14 protein-coding genes and 1 tRNA gene are annotated in these 18,835 nt (G+C 44.8%); 7 read left to right on the forward strand and 8 right to left on the reverse strand.

Features of this window, described 5'->3' with window-relative positions; genetic code table 11:
• Window positions 1–97 precede the first annotated feature (97 nt).
• Window positions 98–1,162 (forward strand): quinolinate synthase NadA, encoded by a 1,065-nt coding sequence (gene nadA / locus DI392_RS07060; RefSeq protein WP_109319205.1) that lies wholly within the window; start codon window positions 98–100, stop codon window positions 1,160–1,162.
• A gap of 65 nt (window positions 1,163–1,227) precedes the next feature.
• Here the strand turns inward: nadA and DI392_RS07065 are convergent, their stop codons facing one another.
• Window positions 1,228–1,797 (reverse strand): UPF0149 family protein, encoded by a 570-nt coding sequence (locus tag DI392_RS07065; RefSeq protein WP_109319206.1) that lies wholly within the window; start codon window positions 1,795–1,797, stop codon window positions 1,228–1,230.
• A 291-nt stretch (window positions 1,798–2,088) separates the two neighbouring features.
• Between DI392_RS07065 and DI392_RS07070 the strand changes: the two genes are divergently transcribed.
• Both DI392_RS07070 and DI392_RS07075 read left to right on the forward strand, forming a co-directional pair.
• The gene (locus tag DI392_RS07070) at window positions 2,089–2,538 is read left to right on the forward strand and encodes an L-alanine exporter AlaE (RefSeq protein ID WP_109319207.1); all 450 of its coding nucleotides are present in this window, start codon (window positions 2,089–2,091) and stop codon (window positions 2,536–2,538) included.
• A gap of 168 nt (window positions 2,539–2,706) precedes the next feature.
• A tRNA-Ser gene (locus tag DI392_RS07075) sits at window positions 2,707–2,794 on the forward strand.
• Here the strand turns inward: DI392_RS07075 and DI392_RS19575 are convergent.
• From DI392_RS19575 to DI392_RS19910, 3 genes are all read right to left on the reverse strand, one after another.
• A complete protein-coding gene (locus DI392_RS19575; protein WP_181388376.1) occupies window positions 2,786–2,962 on the reverse strand; it encodes a hypothetical protein in 177 nt (58 codons plus the stop codon). The two genes, DI392_RS07075 and DI392_RS19575, sit on opposite strands and share 9 nt — an antisense overlap.
• A gap of 25 nt (window positions 2,963–2,987) precedes the next feature.
• On the reverse strand, window positions 2,988–3,566 hold the full coding sequence (locus DI392_RS07080; protein ID WP_109319208.1) for a hypothetical protein: 579 nt from the start codon (window positions 3,564–3,566) through the stop codon (window positions 2,988–2,990).
• A gap of 265 nt (window positions 3,567–3,831) precedes the next feature.
• A complete protein-coding gene (locus DI392_RS19910; protein ID WP_281259820.1) occupies window positions 3,832–3,966 on the reverse strand; it encodes a hypothetical protein in 135 nt (44 codons plus the stop codon).
• Window positions 3,967–4,223: 257 nt separating this feature from the next.
• Here DI392_RS19910 and DI392_RS07085 point away from each other — a divergent pair, with 257 nt between their 5' ends.
• From DI392_RS07085 to DI392_RS07100, 4 genes are all read left to right on the forward strand, one after another.
• On the forward strand, window positions 4,224–6,644 hold the full coding sequence (locus DI392_RS07085) for an ATP-binding protein (protein WP_109319209.1): 2,421 nt from the start codon (window positions 4,224–4,226) through the stop codon (window positions 6,642–6,644).
• A 452-nt stretch (window positions 6,645–7,096) separates the two neighbouring features.
• Window positions 7,097–10,663 (forward strand): pullulanase-type alpha-1,6-glucosidase, encoded by a 3,567-nt coding sequence (gene pulA, locus DI392_RS07090; RefSeq protein WP_245883983.1) that lies wholly within the window; start codon window positions 7,097–7,099, stop codon window positions 10,661–10,663.
• 73 nt (window positions 10,664–10,736) lie between these two features.
• Window positions 10,737–12,335 (forward strand): alpha-amylase family glycosyl hydrolase, encoded by a 1,599-nt coding sequence (locus DI392_RS07095; protein ID WP_109319211.1) that lies wholly within the window; start codon window positions 10,737–10,739, stop codon window positions 12,333–12,335.
• Window positions 12,336–12,598: 263 nt separating this feature from the next.
• Complete coding sequence (locus tag DI392_RS07100) at window positions 12,599–13,894, forward strand: methyl-accepting chemotaxis protein (RefSeq protein WP_109319212.1); 1,296 nt, start codon at window positions 12,599–12,601, stop codon at window positions 13,892–13,894.
• Window positions 13,895–13,989: 95 nt separating this feature from the next.
• Here the strand turns inward: DI392_RS07100 and proX are convergent, their stop codons facing one another.
• From proX to DI392_RS19740, 4 genes are all read right to left on the reverse strand, one after another.
• Window positions 13,990–14,994: a glycine betaine/L-proline ABC transporter substrate-binding protein ProX gene (gene proX / locus DI392_RS07105; RefSeq protein ID WP_109319213.1), complete on the reverse strand. Its 1,005-nt coding sequence runs from the start codon at window positions 14,992–14,994 to the stop codon at window positions 13,990–13,992.
• Window positions 14,991–16,073: a glycine betaine/L-proline ABC transporter permease ProW gene (gene proW, locus DI392_RS07110; RefSeq protein WP_109319214.1), complete on the reverse strand. Its 1,083-nt coding sequence runs from the start codon at window positions 16,071–16,073 to the stop codon at window positions 14,991–14,993. The genes proX and proW overlap by 4 nt, the downstream gene beginning before the upstream one ends.
• A 4-nt stretch (window positions 16,074–16,077) precedes the next feature.
• Window positions 16,078–17,265 carry a glycine betaine/L-proline ABC transporter ATP-binding protein ProV gene (gene proV, locus DI392_RS07115; RefSeq protein ID WP_109319215.1) on the reverse strand — a complete coding sequence of 396 codons (1,188 nt, stop codon included), beginning with the start codon at window positions 17,263–17,265 and terminating at the stop codon, window positions 16,078–16,080.
• Between the two features lie 448 nt (window positions 17,266–17,713).
• A complete protein-coding gene (locus tag DI392_RS19740) occupies window positions 17,714–18,679 on the reverse strand; it encodes a methyl-accepting chemotaxis protein (protein WP_245883984.1) in 966 nt (321 codons plus the stop codon).
• Window positions 18,680–18,835: the final 156 nt, after the last annotated feature.

The following is an 18,835-nucleotide window of genomic DNA, read 5'->3' on the forward strand; positions in this document are numbered from 1 at the left end:
TTGATTTTTATGGTTTTAAACCGGGCATATCGTTTGGTATTAACTGCTATCGGGTGTACAATGCCCGAACCCTGGAGAGTTGCGTAGAGCATGAGCAATGAGCCATATATTAGATTTAATAGATACAACATCATACCCATTTCCTCCTAAGCCAGAACCGCTAACTGACGAACAGAAGCAGACCCATATTCAGAATATCAAACATCTGCTCAAAGAAAAGGATGCCGTTCTTATTGCCCATTATTATACCGATCCTGAAATTCAGGCTTTGGCTGAAGAGACCGGTGGGTTTGTAGGCGATTCACTGGAAATGGCGAAGTTCGGTAACCGCCACCCGGCCACCACTCTGTTGATTGCAGGCGTGCGCTTTATGGGGGAATCAGCAAAGATTCTGACACCGGAAAAAACGATTTTGATGCCAACGCTGGAAGCCGAGTGCTCACTTGATTTAAGTTGCCCAATCGAAGAATTCAGTAAGTTCTGTGATGCTCATCCAGATCATACTGTTGTTGTGTATGCTAATACCTCCGCAGCAGTAAAGGCTCGCGCCGACTGGGTTGTGACCTCGAGCATCGCCCTGGATATCGTTGAGCATCTGGATGACGAAGGGAAGAAGATAATCTGGGGACCAGATCGTCACCTTGGTTCTTATATCCAGAAAGAAACAGGCGCAGATATGCTGCTCTGGCAAGGTGAATGTGTCGTACACGATGAATTTTCAGCTAAAAGGCTGAGCGATATGAAGGCCGTGTACCCTGATGCCGCTATTTTGGTACACCCTGAATCGCCAGCCAGCGTTGTTAAGCTAGCGGATGCCGTGGGTTCCACCAGTCAGCTGATTAAAGCGGCAAAAGAACTGCCGAATAAACAGCTTATTGTGGCGACCGACAAGGGCATTTTCTACAAGATGCAGCAGATGGTACCGGAAAAAGAGCTGATGGAGGCTCCAACCGCTGGTGCTGGCGCTACATGCCGAAGCTGTGCTCACTGTCCTTGGATGGCGATGAACGGCCTTGCAGCGATAGAAAGTGCATTGACTGAAAGTGGTGACACTCATGAAATTTTTGTGGACGAAGAGGTAAGAGTAAAATCACTCGTACCACTGAATCGTATGCTGGACTTTGCTGAGCAGATTAACGCTAAAGTGGAAGGCAATGCCTGATAAAGTCTGATAAAAAAGAGAGGGATAACCTCTCTTTTTTATCTCTGATACTTCGCTATTTCTGCTTATTCCCCGTCCACCAGCATCGCTGCCCGCTGAGTCAGCCCACACGCCATCATAGGCATGGCCTTATAAATTTCTTCAAATTGGTCTAACCCTTCAACACCTTGTTGAGTAAGTGTTTCTACGGAAGTTTCTGGGTCATATAGCATGCTAAGAGACAGAATGAACCCACCCATCAGAGCACTGTCTTCACTGTCTGCTGGCATAATCGTTTCCCAGTCGTCCTTGGTTATATGCCATCCATCAAGCATACCGGCAGCAAAGCCTCTCACACTCTCTGTAATAATATCCTTTTCATCCAGGTTGTAGCCTTCAGGCCATTGCCAACTGCCATCCAGCAGAGTTTCACGGGTATGGTTCCACAACTCAACAATCAGGTGTGCATATTGCTCAAACTGAGCTCCATCCTCAAATGGGTTCTCTTCGTTATTACCCCACAGATAAGGGAGCCATTCTGACGGATTAATCAGGTGGGGTGCTGCGGCCATTGCCGTCACAAAGCCTCTGGTTTCGGCCTCGCTGACCAGCTTATTGTGTAATTCCGGGATCAGAAGAAATTCTTGTAGTGTCACGTTTACTATCCGTTAAGTATTTGCTTTTTATCTTAGCAGGGTGAGGCAGTAATGTATGTGTTTCAGAGTACCATGTGGCGGTTATTTGAGCATTGACATGAAAAGCAGTCAATTCCTCTGACTCAGAGCCTAATTCCGGTCATAGATTCAGGTTTATCATTTAAATATAGTGTTTAAAGCTGTCTTAAATTTGTTTTCATGGTATATATAACTATATATAATGCGATTCCCCAGTCAGGTGTCTGGTTTCCTTAAGTGTTTTGTGGTTATTTGTTCTGTAGGTGCTATACGATGAAAGTTCAGCTTCCTTTTTCTGTTCGGCATGCGGTTGCCGATACGTTTGCAATGGTTATTTTCTGTTTTGCTGTTGGAATGGTAGTGGAAATCCTTATTTCAGGGATGACTTTTGAGCAGTCTCTTGCCTCTCGCCTGTTATCGATACCTGTTAATACGGCAATTGCATGGCCTTATGGTATTTACCGTGACTGGTTTATCACTGTAGCCGGGAAAGTGTCGGCTTCAAAGGTAGTGAAATTGGTCGCTGATTTACTGGCTTTTGTTTCTTTTCAACTGCCGGTTTATGCCGGAATTTTGTTTTCTGTCGGGGCATCACCTGATCAAATCATCACTGCAGTTGCCAGCACAGCCGTTATTTCATGCGGTATGGGGGTGGTATACGGTCAGTTTCTGGAAATTTGCCGCCGCTGGTTCCGGGTTCCCGGGTATTGCCAACAGGCATAAAAGACCCTCACAACCGGTTAAACTGGCTATATTTTGTGATAATTAGCTAATTATTAGGCAGTTAAACATAAAACCATGTTTTTTTCTGTTTTTATACTTGACCAATCAGGCCTTAATCATTAAATTAGCGCCTCGTTGTCGCAGAGAAGACAACAACAATTTGATTACGGTGAGTTGTCCGAGTGGCTGAAGGAGCACGCCTGGAAAGTGTGTATACGGCAACGTATCGAGAGTTCGAATCTCTCACTCACCGCCACATTCTAAGACCTTGCTTTTGCAAGGTTTTTTCGTTTCTGGCATTTAGTTTTATCGTTGTGGCGACAATAGGGGCTACAATTGCGTATTCCGGAGCAATCCAGCCACCGTTTCCGGGATTGTCCGGCCACCCATTCCGTTTTAATCCGGACACTATTTCCGGCATCATGTAGCCCGCCGCGCGGAATGGTAATTTAGCATCTGTTACCAAAGGACTCAGCCAGTTTCAGCAAATGCTCAGTTGCCTCCATATGTTGTGGGTAATCGCTGAATTTCTGGCGCTGTTCTTTAGTCATCTCAAAGAGATCACTTTTTACCGCCCAAAACAGTGTTGAGGTACGAAGCATGGCTCTCAGCGGGTTGCATACTTCATACTCGTATATATCTTCCAGTTCTGCCAGAATTTGTTCCCGCTCTTCTTCACTTATCCCCGGTTTAGCCAACTTTTCTTTTACCTTTTGGTAGCGTTGACTGCTGGTAAGTTGTTCCATTAGTGGAACGTTGCTATCAGCCATTTCTTCCAGCTTGGCTCTTATCACGGCAACCCAGTGCGCTTTGGTTAACTGGACGTCTGTCGTGGTACTGACATTGCAGAGAATTTGCGTTTCAATTCCAGCCTGAGCATTCATGACAATGGTTCTGACCTTCTGGAAAGGCAATTGATACTCCTTACATAGTTCAATGATCATGGAGTGAAAGCCGTCGCCGGGCAGGTGGATATTCTGCTTAAACTGGATAATCGCACTCTCTTGTTCAGGAGTCAGTTGGCTCATGTAACTTGTGTCCCTTTCTGGATATTGTGTATGGGAAAATGGCTAAAGCAGCGATGATATCACTTCATATCACGGTATCAACCAGCTTATTGCCGGAGAGGCAATAAAGCTAGCTACAGACTTATTGGCATGGGAATATTCATTCCCCCTCTTTGTTTGTTCTGTCACCGTGTGACTTACTTATGATACTTAGGCCAAATCGCCAGGCATAACGTTCGTGCTTCGGCTTTAATTGCAGCCATGTAGGTCTGTAACCCCATGATTTTCATTGAGTGATCATGCCCTCGGTATACTTCTCTATTAGCCGGGCAGCAAATTCCGGTGATTCACCTTTCTTTTTCACATCATAAACGCGGGCCTGAGCATATTGTCGCAGAGAATATAGCAGCTGTTTGTACATCTTGTGTTCCTCATGGCGATGACAGTAATTCTGAACCTTAAGGTTGATTAATTTGTATACAAACTTTGTGCCAGTGAGCGTCAAATTCCTGAATCGTTGGTTTATACCGCAGATATGCGTTCTGAAGACGGCAACCGTGTTAATTCACAAATACTGATGTAAAAATGGGTATAACCAAATTTATGGCGTCTACATGTATACAATATAAAGGTAACTAGGTGGTAACATAGGGCCATAGTGTTTATTAGGGAAGTAACATGACGACAAGTGAAATTAGTACCCAGTCCTGGGTGTGGCGGGCGATGGTCAGAAGTGGTTTGATACCGCTGGTTTTAGTTGAGTCTGTTCTTATTGCTGTTTATCTGTTGAGTAACCATTTTATCAGCTCTGAGAACATGAATTATATCTATCAGCAGGCAAACTCAGAGTTGAGTATCTCGGCGAAAAGAGAAACATCAATTATTCGGGAAAACTTAATATCAATCTCTACCCTGACAAAGTTATATAGTACAGAAACAGAAAGAGTTTTATCCGGTGATACCTATTTGGATACTGATGATGAGGCTAATCTTGAAATAAAGGACAGCGGAGTCTTGTACTCGAAAGAAGATCTTGGGGGGGCTGCCTCTTTTTATTCTGCGTATACAGAAAATGATAAAAAAGATATGCAGAAAGTATATAAGCTGTCTCAGCTTGATCCTCTAATGAAGCAGATACAAGAAAGTAACGAGTTAGTAGCAGCGATATATTTCAATAGCTGGGATTCATACAACAGAATTTATCCCTGGTTTTTAACCGTCGATCAGTATCCGCCGGAGATGAATATACCGGAATATAATTTTTATTATCTGGCTGACGGTCAGCATAACCCGGAACGTGATGTCGTCTGGACTGATGTTTATATTGACCCCGCAGGACAGGGGTGGATGGCCTCTGCCATTGCACCTGTTTATAACCGGAATAATGATTTTCTTGAAGGTGTCGTCGGGTTAGATATTACCGTCGGTACTATTGTGGAAAGTATCCAGAACTTATCCGTTCCCTGGGATGGCTATGCGATATTAGCCAGTGGCGACGGGAATATTATGGCATTGCCTCCTAAAGGTGAGACAGATTTTGGTCTTAAGGAGTTAACGGATTATAACTATCAGAAAGCCATCACAGAAGAGGTGTTTAAACCTGATCAGTTCAACCTGTATAAGCGCAGAGATACCAGCATACTGGGTGAATCGTTGGTTAAAAATAAAGAAGGTATTACAGAACTTGTTCTGGATGGAAACAAAAAGTTAGCTTCCTGGTCGACTATACCGGAGACAAACTGGAAAATTCTTCTCATCGTTGATGAGGACGATATGTACGCGGAGTCCCGCGCGCTGGAAAATAAGTTCCAGACCATCGGCTATATACTGATACTGGGGCTGGTTGGATTCTATTCACTGTTCTTATTGTTTATGTGGTTCTCATCAAAAAGCATGAGCCGCCATATTGCCGGGCCACTATCAGACATACAAGAAATGATAACCCGAGTGAGTATGGGTGAATTTCATCTGTCTCATAAAAATTTCAGGATTAAGGAAATTAATGAAACGGAAAAATCCATTATTCGGATGGGGAAAAAATTAGATCAGATAACCACTGAGCTAAGAAACGCGAAAATCGATGCGGAAGAAGCAAATATCGCGAAGAGTCAGTTTATTTCTAATGTCAGTCATGAAATCCGAACCCCGATGAACGCTATACTGGGTATGTCTCACATTCTTCTGGATGATGGTCTGAGTGATGAGCAAAAACAGTATATTTCTAAAATCAATAAAGCGGGGAAACACTTATTATCATTAATCAATGACGTATTGGACCTTTCCAAGCTGGATTCAGGAAAAATAGAGATAGAAAGTCATAGCTTTGAATTAATGTCTATTGTGCAGGATGTTCGGGATATCTTTGAACATAAAGCAAAAGATAAGGGGTTAGGGTGTCACGCGGAAATAGATGAAAATATCCCTCCGGTATTAATTGGTGATCAACTGCGTATCAAGCAAATCCTGCTCAATTATGTGAGCAACGCCATTAAATTTACCGATAGCGGTACAATTAGCCTGAAAATCAGCCTGTTAAATAAATCGGAATCCAGTGTTAGTTTGTGTTTTACCGTGCAGGATACCGGTATAGGTCTGTCTGAGAGTGAACAGGATAGAATTTTTGACAGTTTTCAGCAGGCGGATGCATCCATTGCCCGCAAGTATGGTGGTACAGGGTTGGGACTGGCCATTTGTCAGCATATTGCGCATGCGCTGGGAGGTTCTGTCGGTGTTGACAGTGAGCCCGGTGTTGGCAGTTCATTCTGGTTAACACTGGACCTGAAAATTGATCATACCGCAAGCCATACTTATGTGAGTGACGAGGGTCCTCTGGATATTCTCCCACCCGTTAAATCCACATCAGAATATGGCACAGCAGAACTTGACAGTGAAATTTCAGAGGAGCGGCTTAATCGCTTGTATGAATTGTTGGAAGACAATGATTTGGAGGCGGAGTCTTATTTCTCTGCTGAAAAGGCGTTCTTCGAAACGGCTTTCCCCGTATTAAGTAAAATTCTGGCAGGGCACATCGCTGTATATGAATTTGAACGGGCTTTAAAAGTCGTTGATGAAATGAAAAGCACCTACCGCAGTCTCTAGAGCTTGCTCTAGCCCGTAAATACAGGTCACCTTATGTACCTAGTCACATAAGGTGACCTGTGTCATTTTTTTGAAAGATATACGAAATGTTAGTTACTTGTTGTTTTATTTCATATATTTTTGATCTCATCCCACAGTACGTGATCTAAGGCATATTAATTTACTTAAACAGAAAGTGAGCAAGATGATTTAATATACAAACAGTGATCTTGCTAAAATTTCTTTTTTCTACGCCCTTCATACTCCACCCCCTATGCTCCTTTACCAGGATGATTTGTATATATAAGGCGAACAGTATGGTTTCTCGTGTTGCGGACTTATTTTTGTTTTATCCGCATATACAGTGAAGTGTTCCGGATCTATACAAAATGAGAGATTTTAATACTAATAAACTGTTTCTCTCCAGACCCGGTGCTTCTGGTAAATTTTTAGGTAAAAAACGGGAGCTTACCTTGAAACCACTACTACCTTTAAGGTTGAAATACTCTGCCGCCGTCATCGGCAGTATTCTTTTGGTCGGTTGTAACAGCAGCACGACCGACCCAACGACACAAGACTCGTCAGATCCAACGGCACAAGTTACCGTGTATTATAAAGCCAACCCTACAGTCCTCAGCACAGCAGACAGTAGCAGCTATGATACCGCGACACTTTATGTCTGGAATGATGATAGTTGTAGCGCTTATGCGGGCGATACGACGGATGCCAGTGACTGGAGTAAGGGGCTGGAACCGACCGGTGTAGACAGTGAAAATGGTGCGTACTGGACATTGGATGTCAATTCTGACGATTCAACTCAATGTGTGAACTTTATTCCCCGGACTGGTGCGGATAACAGTAAACCCCTGGGAGACTATGACGCGCAAGTTGATTTAACCCAGTTAGGTACGGAAAATTCAGTGTACACGCGTGAGGGGGTGGCTTCAGTCATGCCTGAGCTGATCAGTGCTCTGCCTGAAAATACTGTCCGTATCTATATGAATACTCAGGATGGAGATGAAAATGCATTTAAACTTCATACCTGGAACAATGATACCTGTGGAGCTCATGCCGGAGACGATACGAGCTGGCCGGGAATGGAGCAGACCGGAATAAGTGATACCTATGGTGTCTATTGGGATGTGCCGGTTTCTGCACTGGAAGGTTGTCTGAATATTATTCCTAACAATTCGGATGGCGGAGGCAGCTATCAAACTGCAGACCTGAAGTTTGAGTTTGACAAAGTTACAGCTGTCGGAAATGTCGGATTTATCTTTAAAGGTACCGATAAAGTTTATTACCAGCCAATGAAACAGCTGCCGGTGAGCAAAGTCTCATTCTCGGGGGCAAGTGCCATTTTTGCTGATGATTCCACACTTCTGGTTTCTGCTGCTGATGCAGATAAAGTCTCTCTGTATTACTCTGCTGACGGTTCAATGACATTTGATGAGAGCAGCCAGGAAGTGACCGGAGCAACATATGTTATTACTTCTTCTACCGCTGCCGGAAGTGCGTGGCAGGCAAGCAAGCCTCATCTTTCTGAAGCTGGTTTTGTCGGATTTGAATTCGATTTCTCTGATTCTGAAACCACTCTGAAAGAGATGCTGAAAGGTGAATTAATTGTCACTGCAACCGATTCAGCAGGAGACATTGTACTGGCAACCAAGGCTCAGCCTGCGACAGCTCTGGATGCGTTGTATGCCGACGCAGCAAAAAGTGTTCAGCTAGGCGCGATTATTAATGGTGATACGACGACCTTCCGCTTGTGGGCACCTACGGCTCAGCAGGTAAAACTCATCCCGTATAATTCAGATAAAGAAGCCCAGACAGCTATCGATATGACCTTTGATAGTTCTACCGGTATATGGGAAGTCGCTGACACTGCATTGGGGCATGGTGACCTGTATAAGTACGAACTAACAGTCTATCACCCACAAGCCGAGGAAATGGAAACGTATCAGGTTACCGATCCATACTCTCTGAGTCTGAGTATGAACTCTGAATACAGCCAGGTCGTAAATCTGAACAACCCAGATCTGATCCCATCTGGCTGGGATAGTCTTGAGTCTCCTCACGCACAGGATAATCCGGCTGAGTTTGTTATCTATGAAGGCCATGTCCGTGACTTCTCTGCTCATGACGCTTCAACACCTGCGGAGATGCGGGGTAAGTATGAAGCCTTTACTCAAACTGACTCTGATCCGGTGACTCACCTGAAGGCATTATCTGAGTCAGGAGTGACCCATTTACATCTGCTGCCGGTGTTTGATATTGCAACGATCAATGAAGATCCGAGTAAAGTGGCGGATATTGATCAGCCATTCAGCAAGCTGTGTGAGCTGAATTCAGCCGTAGCGGATGATACCGACTTTGGCAACTACTGTAGCAGTGCGGATACGATTGCTGATGTATTTACCGATATGCAGGCAAAAGACTCTGTTGATAATCCTGTAGTGCAAAGACTGAACGGATATGTGCGCAATGTAGACAGTTTCAACTGGGGTTATGACCCTTACCACTACACCGTACCGGAAGGTTCGTATTCATCAGATGCTGATAGTATGACAAGGATTAAAGAATTCCGGGACATGGTTACTTCGATCAAAAAAGATATTGGTATGAACGTCGTCATGGACGTGGTGTATAACCACACCAATGAATCTGGCGTCAGTGACAAGTCGGTTCTGGATAAAATCGTTCCGTGGTATTACCAGCGTCTTAATCCGATGACTGGGTCGGTTGAAAGCTCAACATGCTGCTCAAACACCGCACCTGAAAATGCCATGATGGGTAAACTGATTGCGGATTCTCTGGTGGTTTGGGCAAGAGACTACAAGATTGATGCTTTCCGCTGGGACTTGATGGGACACCATCCTAAGCAACAGATCCTGAATGCGCTGGCAAAAGTGAAAGAAGTGGACGCTGATACTTATTTCTATGGTGAAGGCTGGAACTTCGGTGAAGTCGCGAACGATGCCATGTTTGTTCAGGCAACTCAGGCCAATATGTATGGCACCGGTGTTGGTACGTACTCGGACCGTATGCGTGATGCGGTACGTGGCGGTGGCCCATTCGACGGTGGCGATGGTCTTCGGGCTAATCAGGGGTTCGGTAACGGTGCCTTTGTTTATCCGAATGACAAAGATGCGGTAGACCGAGCAACAGCACTTCACCTGATGGATCTGGTACGAGTGGGTATGGCTGGTAACCTGAAAGACTACAGTTTTACTGACTCAACCGGGAAAGTTATCACTGGTGGTGAGCTGGATTATAATGGTCAGGCTGCGGGTTATGCTAAAGATGCGGACGAAATCCAGAACTACATCGCTAAGCATGATAACCAGACCCTGTGGGATAACAACCAGTACAAAATCCCTTATGCAGCATCACTGGATACCCGCGTCAGAATGCAGGCAGTTGGTATGTCTACCGTGCTACTGGGCCAGGGGGTTGTCTTTACTCAGATGGGTAGTGATATTCTGCGTTCCAAGTCGATGCAGCGTGATTCTTACGATTCCGGTGACTGGTATAACCAGGTTGATTTCTCCGAGACCAGTAGCGATAACTGGAACAAAGGTCTGCCAAGGAAAGACAAGGATGGAGATAACTATGCAGTCATCAATGACGTTATCTCTGGCTCCGGAGAGCGCGCGGATATAACGCCTGCTGCAATGACAGCGATGAACAGCTATTTCCGTGAGCTGGCATCGATTCGCAGCTCATCACCACTGTTCACCCTGAACGATGGTGAGAAGATTAATCAGGCAGTTAAGTTCCACAATACCGGAGCGGATCAGACTGCAGGCTTGATTGTTATGTCTATCGATGGAGGTACGACCAACAACGATATCGTTATCGTGATTAATGCTACCAATGAAACACAGGTATTCACTGGTGATATCGATACGCAGGGTTATGCCCTTCATCCTAAACATATTGAAATGGGCGACGCATCTATTGCTGCTGGTGCCAGTGTGACAGGCGGTGCTTTCTCTGTCCCAGCCTGGTCTACAGCGGTATTTGAAAAAGCAGCTCAATAACTCGTAAACACAATAAAGTACAGGTGGCAGTGAAAGCTGCCACCTTTTTTGATTTTCCAGAGAATGATTAATTATGAAGACAGAACTGATCAAGGCGGGCCTGCCTATTGCAGTACTCATCGGTATTATAGCCTGCAGCAGCAGTACAGATAATGCCGCGGTAACCTCAATTAATGCCGATACCGCACAGGCGACAAGCTACGCTTGCTATGAAGGAGAAGAAGAAGCATGTAATTTACGTGTTTATCAGGTCATGATGGAGTCATTTGTTAACGGAGATGACAGTATTAATTATGATCAGGGTTACGGCACCTCTCACCATAAAGGTGATCTGCAAGGGGTAATCGACAGCCTGGATTACATCAAGAGTCTGAATGTCAATGCTATCTGGATGACTCCGGTTTTTGATTCCTGTGAAGGTGCGGCAGGCAACGTGAAGCTGGATGCAACCGGGTATTTCGCCTGCGACTATTTTAATGTTGATCCAAATTTCGGCTCTAACGAAAAACTTAAAGAGTTGATCGATACTGCCCATGATAAAGGGCTGTATGTTTTTTTGGATGGTGTCTTCGGGCATACCAATAAAGCACAACTACAAACGTCTCCGACAGGTAAATTACCTGAATTAGACGCGGGTGATTCTGGCTATCCGGGACAACTGGTGGTTTACCCAAATTCTGATAGTGAAGCATTCTTCACCGAAGTGGCTACTTACTGGATTTCTAAATATAAGATTGATGGCTGGCGACTGGATCAGGCTTATCAGGTTCCGACTGAAACCTGGACGAACATCCGACAGGCCGTCGAAGCCGCTGCTGAGAAGAACCGGAGGGATGGTAATAGCTGGGGAACCTTGGGTTATATGGTTGGCGAGGTCTGGAATAGTGCGGGTTATATTGCGGATACCGCTTATGGGACAAATGCCAACCCAGCCCTGAAATCAGCATTCGACTTTCCTCTTCGTTATGGACTGGTACAAGCGCTGGCGGTGGAAGAATCCGGAGCATCGGGAAATGCAACCAAGCTTAACGCTGACTGGAACCGGATAGAAAATTATCCATACCATGCGATGCCTAATCTAATGCTGGGTAATCACGATCTGGTACGTTTTGCTGATCTGATTCAGAGAGGGCATTTAGATGATTCGATAAAACGGCATAAGGCGGCATTTAGCTTTATGACCGCTTATTCCGGGCCGATTACTTTCTACTATGGTGAAGAGATCGCAGATGAAGTCCCTGATTTCGCAGATAAGGTGACGGTGAATTGTGTCGCCCAAGGGCTGTGTGATGATCACGTAGCCCGTACCAGTGGCAAGATCGATGGTGTGGTTGACGGGGTAATATTAAGCAGTGAGCAGGAAGATCTGAAAAACTGGCTCGCCAGCGCGATGAAAGTTCGCAGTGAACATCCGGCATTGTATAACGGTAGCCGGACAAACCTGCTGACCAGCTCAACACTGTATGCCGATTTAAAAACGTATGCAGATGAACAAATAGTCTATGTTCTGAACACCGCTGAGAGTGACGCCACGTTCAATCTGGATATGGGCAGACTTGAGACGACCAGTAAGCTGGTGGACCTGATGACAGGGGAAGAGATTAATGTATCGTCAGATAACACTATGATATCGGTTCCGGCTCTGACAGGTCGCTTACTCAAAGCTGAATAACTCGTGCAACGCGTATTATTAGCCGGGCATGACTGTCCGGCTTTGCTGTTTTTGGATTGTGATAGCGGCTGTTGCTTCGACTCATCGTGATCAGATAGACGAATCTGTCACCGAGTCTTGATCTTTATTCCAAAACTAATCGTCTTCTAGTAATCTCTAGAGCGTGTTGACGAAGTATGAAACATCAACACGCCCTAAAAGATAATAATTATATATCTAAACCATTATTGATTACCCAAATCATTATTTAGGAATTGCCATTTATGTTCTTTATAAAGAAGAAAGAGCTGCTGCAAGAGAGAAGCTACTCGGATGATATTTACCACGCAATCAAAAAACATGTTCCGTGGATAGAATTCACACCAACCGGAGAAATAAAAGAAGCTAACGAACTGTTTTTACATGTTATGGGCTACACCCTAAATGAGATTCAGGGTAAGCAGCATAATATTTTTTGCTCACAGAGCTACGTTTCCTCACCTGACTATCGCAGCTTTTGGTCTGATCTTGCCCGGGGTATAAGTAAGCAGGGAAGCTTTGAAAGGCTGCATAAAAATGGAAGTATTGTTATTCTTGAAGCGACTTATTTTCCGATAAAAGACGAGAAAAATAATGTCATTGCCGTTGCTAAAACGGCATCCGATGTTACTGAGCTTTACAATAAAGAAAAAAGCAGTGAGGCAATTCTGGCAGCATTGGATCGTTCTCAGGCTGTCGTAGAGTTTGACCCGCAAGGCAATATACTCAGTGCCAACTCCAATTTCTTATCCTTACTTGGTTATCGATCTGAGGAGCTTGTTGGAAAGCATCATCGTATTTTCTGTTTTGATGATTTTTATGCGGAAAATCCTGATTTCTGGCAGCAGCTGAGCCGTGGGCAATTTAAATCCGGACGATTCTTGAGACAGGGTAAACAGGGGCAAAAGATCTGGATAGAGGGAAGTTATAACCCTATTATGGATGCTGCCGGTAATGTGTCTAAGGTAATTAAATTTGCTTCAGATATTACCGAAAGGGTAGAGCGTAGCCTGGCTATTTCTGAAGCTGCGGAAGTGGCCTATTCAACGGCCGTTGAGACCGCACAAATTGCCCAGGAAGGAGCCCGCTTGCTATCAGAATCGGTACATGTTTCACAGAATGTGACTGAACATATTGAAAGTGCAGTAGAAAAAGTACATTTGTTAAGCCAAAGTTCACAAAATATCGATGAAATCGTTTCAACGATAAAAGGCATTGCTGATCAGACAAACCTTCTGGCTCTGAACGCTGCTATCGAAGCTGCGCGAGCAGGGGAGTTTGGCCGGGGCTTCGCAGTTGTCGCGGATGAAGTTCGGCAACTGGCATCCCGTACAACAACTTCTACAGATGAGATAGTGAGTGTAGTTGATGAAAACCGTAAACTGATAGAGCAGGTTACGGCAATGATGTCAGATGTTTCCACCATTTCTCTGGAAGGTAATGAAAAAATTACCGGAGTTTCTTCAGTGATGGATGAAATTTATCAAGGTGCGGAAAATGTCTCCAGTACCGTGGTCAATCTGACTGAATCTCAAAAATAGTCAGGGCAGAGCCCGAATATAAAAAGGGACTCTCTGACGAAAGTCCCTTAGGCGATAATCTTAGTCTGTTTTTACGATCTAATCAGTAACCCGTCTTACATCGCAGCTTCTTTGGCTTCATCAACCCACGCATTAAATTGCTTCTGGTGCGCTTTGATCCAGCCGTTTACATGAGCTTCAATATCAGCACTTGAGTTGTTGCCCTGGCTCATCATCATGTTTTGTGCACTCACATCATTGATATTAAGTTTCATGATTTCAAAGAGTTTAGCCGCCGCTGGGTTTTTATCTGTGAACTTCTTATTAGCAACGATACGCATAGAGTTCATCTGGAAACCGTAGTTTTTACCATTTGGCAGAGTGGTATCCACATCGCCGCGGTCGCCCGGCAGAGAAGAGAACGGAACTTCCAGCCATACAACATCTTTACCCGGAACCAGAACACCACTTACCCAGTAAGGTGTCCAGGTATAGTAAAGGATAGGGCTGCCTTTTTTATAGCGAGAGATAGTATCGGCAATGATAGCCGCATAGTTACCCTGATTGTGAGTAACAGTATCTCTCAAATCAAAAGAAGTAAGCTGATGTTCGATAACCCCTTCACAACCCCAGCCTGGATTACAGCCGGTTAAATCGGCTTTACCGTCACCATTTGCATCAAACAGTTTAGCCAGCTTTGGATCTTTTAACTGACCAATGTTAGTAATGCCATATTTATCAGCGGTTTTTTTGTCAATCAGGTAGCCCTGAGCCGCGCCACTAATATATTGGCCTTCGCGATAAAACTTATCGTTACCACCTGCTGCTTCGAACTTACCCTCGTGAAGCGGAGCCCAGTTTACTGCCAGGTAAGTCGCATCGCCTTCAGCGATAGAGGTATAACCTACGTTATAGTCTACCTCTTTCGTTGGCTCTACAGTGTAGCCGAGCTTTTCCATTGCTTTATTTACAATAAGGGTCTGGAATGTTTCTTCTGCTACGGTAGATTGTACCGGCTGGACAGTTACACCTTCACCCGGTAGTTTGTCGGCCATGGCATTTGCTGAGATAAGCATACCTGTAAACAGACTTGCCGTGAGTTTCTTCCGTGAAAGGATCATTGGTTTTCTCCTATCTTATTCAGTTGATTTATATTCGATTTAGGTTTCAGGCGCAGTAAGAAAGCAACCGGGCCGTGGTGAAACCAGCGTGTTTTGTTGTCGCGAGAATCTTCCCCGATAGCCTGAGTAACGCGATCCAGCAGAATGGCGAGGATAACGATACCGACACCGCCAACAGCGGCCAGGCCCATATCAAGTCGCCCAATGCCCCTCAGTACCATCTGACCTAGACCTCCGACGGCAATCATAGAGGCAATGACCACCATGGAGAGTGACAGCATCAGAGTCTGGTTCACACCAGCCATAATGGTTGGCATCGCAAGGGGTAACTGGATGCGATACAGCATCTGTTTGGGATTTGCTCCGAAAGAGTGACCCGCCTCAATCAGCTCTTCTGGCACTTGCTGGATACCCAGAATCGTCAGGCGAACAACCGGTGGTAGTGCAAAAATAATGGTGACCACAACACCCGGAACATTACCGATACCAAACAGCATTACGATTGGTACGAGATAAACAAAGGCTGGCGTCGTCTGCATCGCATCGAGTATCGGCCGGACTATCCGTGCGGCGGTATTACTCCTTGCCAGCCAGATCCCCATGGGTAACCCAATCAGCAGGCAGAAAAATACCGATGTCAGAACCAAAGCCAGAGTGGTCATCGCTTGCGACCAGGCTCCGATTAAGCCAATAATCAGCATAGAAAACAGCGCAGACACCCCCATGCGGAAACCGGAAAACTGCCAGACTAACAAGAACAGGATCAGCAGCATAAACGGTGCTGGCGTGGATACTAAAGTGGTTTCAAATGATGAAAGAATAAGATCAATAGGGACACGAATGGCCTGAAAAAGAGGGCGTCCGTGTTCAACCAGCCAGTTAAGACCGGTTTCTACCCAAGTATCCAGAGGCACTAAAGCATCATTAAACGGATGCATCCAGTCAAATGGCGGAGCCTGTACCGGGGCATCATTTAGCCACGCATTTGCGTCTGCTTGTGAAGTAGTGGTCGCCCATGGGTCTGTGGGAGCTTGTGCTGCCTGAGCCCACGGGTCACTGTTTGATGTATCTGAAGCCATATATTTATTCCCTGTCAAGTACTTGCAGCAAACGTGTTTTGGAAATGACGCCGTAGTAGTTTTTCTGGTCATCCACTACGGGAACCGGGCATGAACTGTCTGCTACGCTGGAAATGAGGTCATTGATAGACATTTCCGGGTCAAGGGAGGCTATCCCTTCTAACTGTGCGCTGGTAAGAGAGCGTTTTTCTTTATAGGCTTTCTGCAAAGAATCCAGAGATACAACACCAGAATACTTATTGGCTTTATCTACCACGACACCATATTCATAATCGGTATCGATAAGCATCTGCAGCGCGGAGGCCGGACCGTCATGTTCCGATTTCTTAAATACGGCACCGGGACGTTTACGCGCAACATCTCTTGCTGATAGCACGCTGGCGACATTCACACCTTTAAAGAAAGAGCTGACATAATCATTGGCTGGTTTATGCAGAATTTCATCCGGAGTGCCGACCTGAACAACATTTCCGTCCTGCATGATAGCGATACGGTCACCGATACGCATAGCCTCATCCAGGTCATGCGAAATGAATACAATGGTGCGTTTGTCGTCATTCTGCAGACGAATAAGCTCATCCTGCATTTCTGTCCGGATAAGTGGGTCAAGTGCGGAGAATGCCTCGTCCATCAGCAGAATGTCCGGATCACAGGCCAGAGCCCGTGCCAGGCCCACACGCTGCTTCATCCCCCCGGACAGTTCATCAGGGTAAGAGTCACCGTGGTTACCTAAGCCGACTCGTTCCAGTGCAGACAGAGCCGCTTTCAGACGCTCTTCCTTCTCTATGCCTGCCAGTTCCAGGCCAAATGCTGCATTTTCCGCTACCGTCATATGCGGCATCAGTGCAAAGTTCTGAAAAACCATGGAGATATTATTGCGACGAACCTGGCGGAGTTCTTCTTCTGAGATACCAGCAATATCTTTGCCATGAAGCAGGACTTTTCCTTGGGTAGGCTCAATCAGACGGTTTAACAATCTGACGAGTGTGGACTTTCCGGAACCAGACAGCCCCATAATTACGAATATTTCGCCTTCATCGATGGAAAGGGAGACGTTGTTTACCCCGACGGTTAGACCTTCCTGGTCAAAAATCTGGTCTTTATCGAGACCTTTTTCTAATAGTGGAAAAGCTGCATCAGGCTTTTCCCCGAAAACCTTATATAGGTTTTGTACTTCAAGTATGGATGACATCCAACACTTCCTTATGTGTTTTAATTTCACATATTCATTTGAGATATAACAATTAGTACTCTAATGATAATCGTGCTCAAGATCAATGGCGAGATTGGTTGGTTATAGAGCGTGGGTAAAAATACCCTTTACATTCAGTAAATTATTGTCATATAGGATTTGGGTAAATATTTTTAATCTGATATTTAGATTTTGTTACCATTTGATGTCAAATATAATTCTGAGAGAACTGAACAAGACAAAGGATGAAAGAAAAGACATGAAATGGAAGGGGTTCCGCTATGGGTATTCAGGTAACCTTAAGCCGCCCCATTTGTTGGGTACGGGATGTGGGTCTGTTACCTGCTTATTTGCCTAATTTATAGGCAGGAACAGACCAGTATCAGTCTGAATAAGCCGCGGAAAAACTGGCTGTAAGGAGAGGTGGCTAATTCAGCCTTCTTCATGATTAAAGGTTAAATTTGTTTACAATATCGACCAGCTTCTTATTGGTTTCTGTCAAATGATGTGTACTGGTGACCGTGTGTTGGCCATTCTTATTCAATGTCTTTACCACATCCTGTATTGCTGACATGTTTTTGTTTATTTCGGCCGTGACCGAGCTTTGTTCTTCTGTGCTGTTTTGGGTTCTTGCTGCGAGAGCTCGGACTTCATCGGCTACGACTGCAAACCCTCGGCCTTGTTCGCCTGCCCGAGCGGCTTCAATAGCCGCATTAAGAGCCAGTAGGTTAGTCTGCTCAGCAATGTCTCCGATAACGTTTAATACGGCGCTGATCTGTTCCGTATCGTTACTCATTTCAATAATAGAGCGAGAGGTGTGTTCAACCTGTTTTACGAGCTCTTCAACCTGATCAACAGCCTGTTGAACAATCGTTTTTGACTGTTCAGCTTCTGAATTAGCCTCCCGGGTCTGCTTTGCGGTAAGGGCTGCGTTTTCAGCCACGGAGGATGCGCTGGAATTCATTTCATTGATGGATTCAGCTGCCAGAGCCATTTCTCCGGAATGCTTCTGTAGTAAAGTTTGATTATCCCCCGTCTGATGCTGAAGCTGACTGACTTCGCTGGTGATCTGTTCTCCTGAGGTTGAAATTTCCCGCAAGCTCTGAATAAATTTATTAATACCTTGAGCTATCAGACCTAAATCATCTTTTAATTCAACTTTCAGCCTTTGAGTCAGATCGCCATTACCATTACTTAATTCAGTAATTAATTCCCTTAGCTTTACAATCGGACCGAATGATTTATGAATTAGAAAGATACTAACAGGAATAACAATAACAGATAAAATAAGTAAAGCGAAAGTTATAGAACTATTTATTTTATTTGTTTTTTCTTGTATAAAAGTATTGTCTATATAACCAGTGAGCTTCCACTCTTTTTCCGCAATATTTAGTATGGACCCAATAGGATTCAAATTCCTCCCATCTTTATTTGAAAAAATAATATTATTATTTGAGTCAGACAGTTCAAAATAATACCCGTTACCACTGGTCTCGTTGAGGATTTTTTGAACAGGACTAAGATCAACATAAAAATATTACCGTCACGAGAATTTTCAGGAACAGTGATT

The organism is Vibrio albus, assembly GCF_003144035.1.
GTDB classification, from domain to species: domain Bacteria; phylum Pseudomonadota; class Gammaproteobacteria; order Enterobacterales; family Vibrionaceae; genus Vibrio; species Vibrio albus.

Bases quoted from the DNA above. Each gene is read 5' to 3' on its own strand.
- DI392_RS07100 (WP_109319212.1), top strand. From the start codon at position 12,599: ATGTTCTTTATAAAGAAGAAAGAGCTGCTGCAAGAGAGAAGCTACTCG.
- proV (WP_109319215.1), bottom strand. From the start codon at position 17,265: ATGTCATCCATACTTGAAGTACAAAACCTATATAAGGTTTTCGGGGAA.
- DI392_RS07085 (WP_109319209.1), top strand. From the start codon at position 4,224: ATGACGACAAGTGAAATTAGTACCCAGTCCTGGGTGTGGCGGGCGATG.
- DI392_RS07080 (WP_109319208.1), bottom strand. From the start codon at position 3,566: ATGAGCCAACTGACTCCTGAACAAGAGAGTGCGATTATCCAGTTTAAG.
- DI392_RS19575 (WP_181388376.1), bottom strand. From the start codon at position 2,962: ATGATGCCGGAAATAGTGTCCGGATTAAAACGGAATGGGTGGCCGGAC.
- DI392_RS07095 (WP_109319211.1), top strand. From the start codon at position 10,737: ATGAAGACAGAACTGATCAAGGCGGGCCTGCCTATTGCAGTACTCATC.
- DI392_RS19910 (WP_281259820.1), bottom strand. From the start codon at position 3,966: ATGTACAAACAGCTGCTATATTCTCTGCGACAATATGCTCAGGCCCGC.
- DI392_RS07070 (WP_109319207.1), top strand. From the start codon at position 2,089: ATGAAAGTTCAGCTTCCTTTTTCTGTTCGGCATGCGGTTGCCGATACG.
- proW (WP_109319214.1), bottom strand. From the start codon at position 16,073: ATGGCTTCAGATACATCAAACAGTGACCCGTGGGCTCAGGCAGCACAA.
- proX (WP_109319213.1), bottom strand. From the start codon at position 14,994: ATGATCCTTTCACGGAAGAAACTCACGGCAAGTCTGTTTACAGGTATG.
- nadA (WP_109319205.1), top strand. From the start codon at position 98: ATGAGCCATATATTAGATTTAATAGATACAACATCATACCCATTTCCT.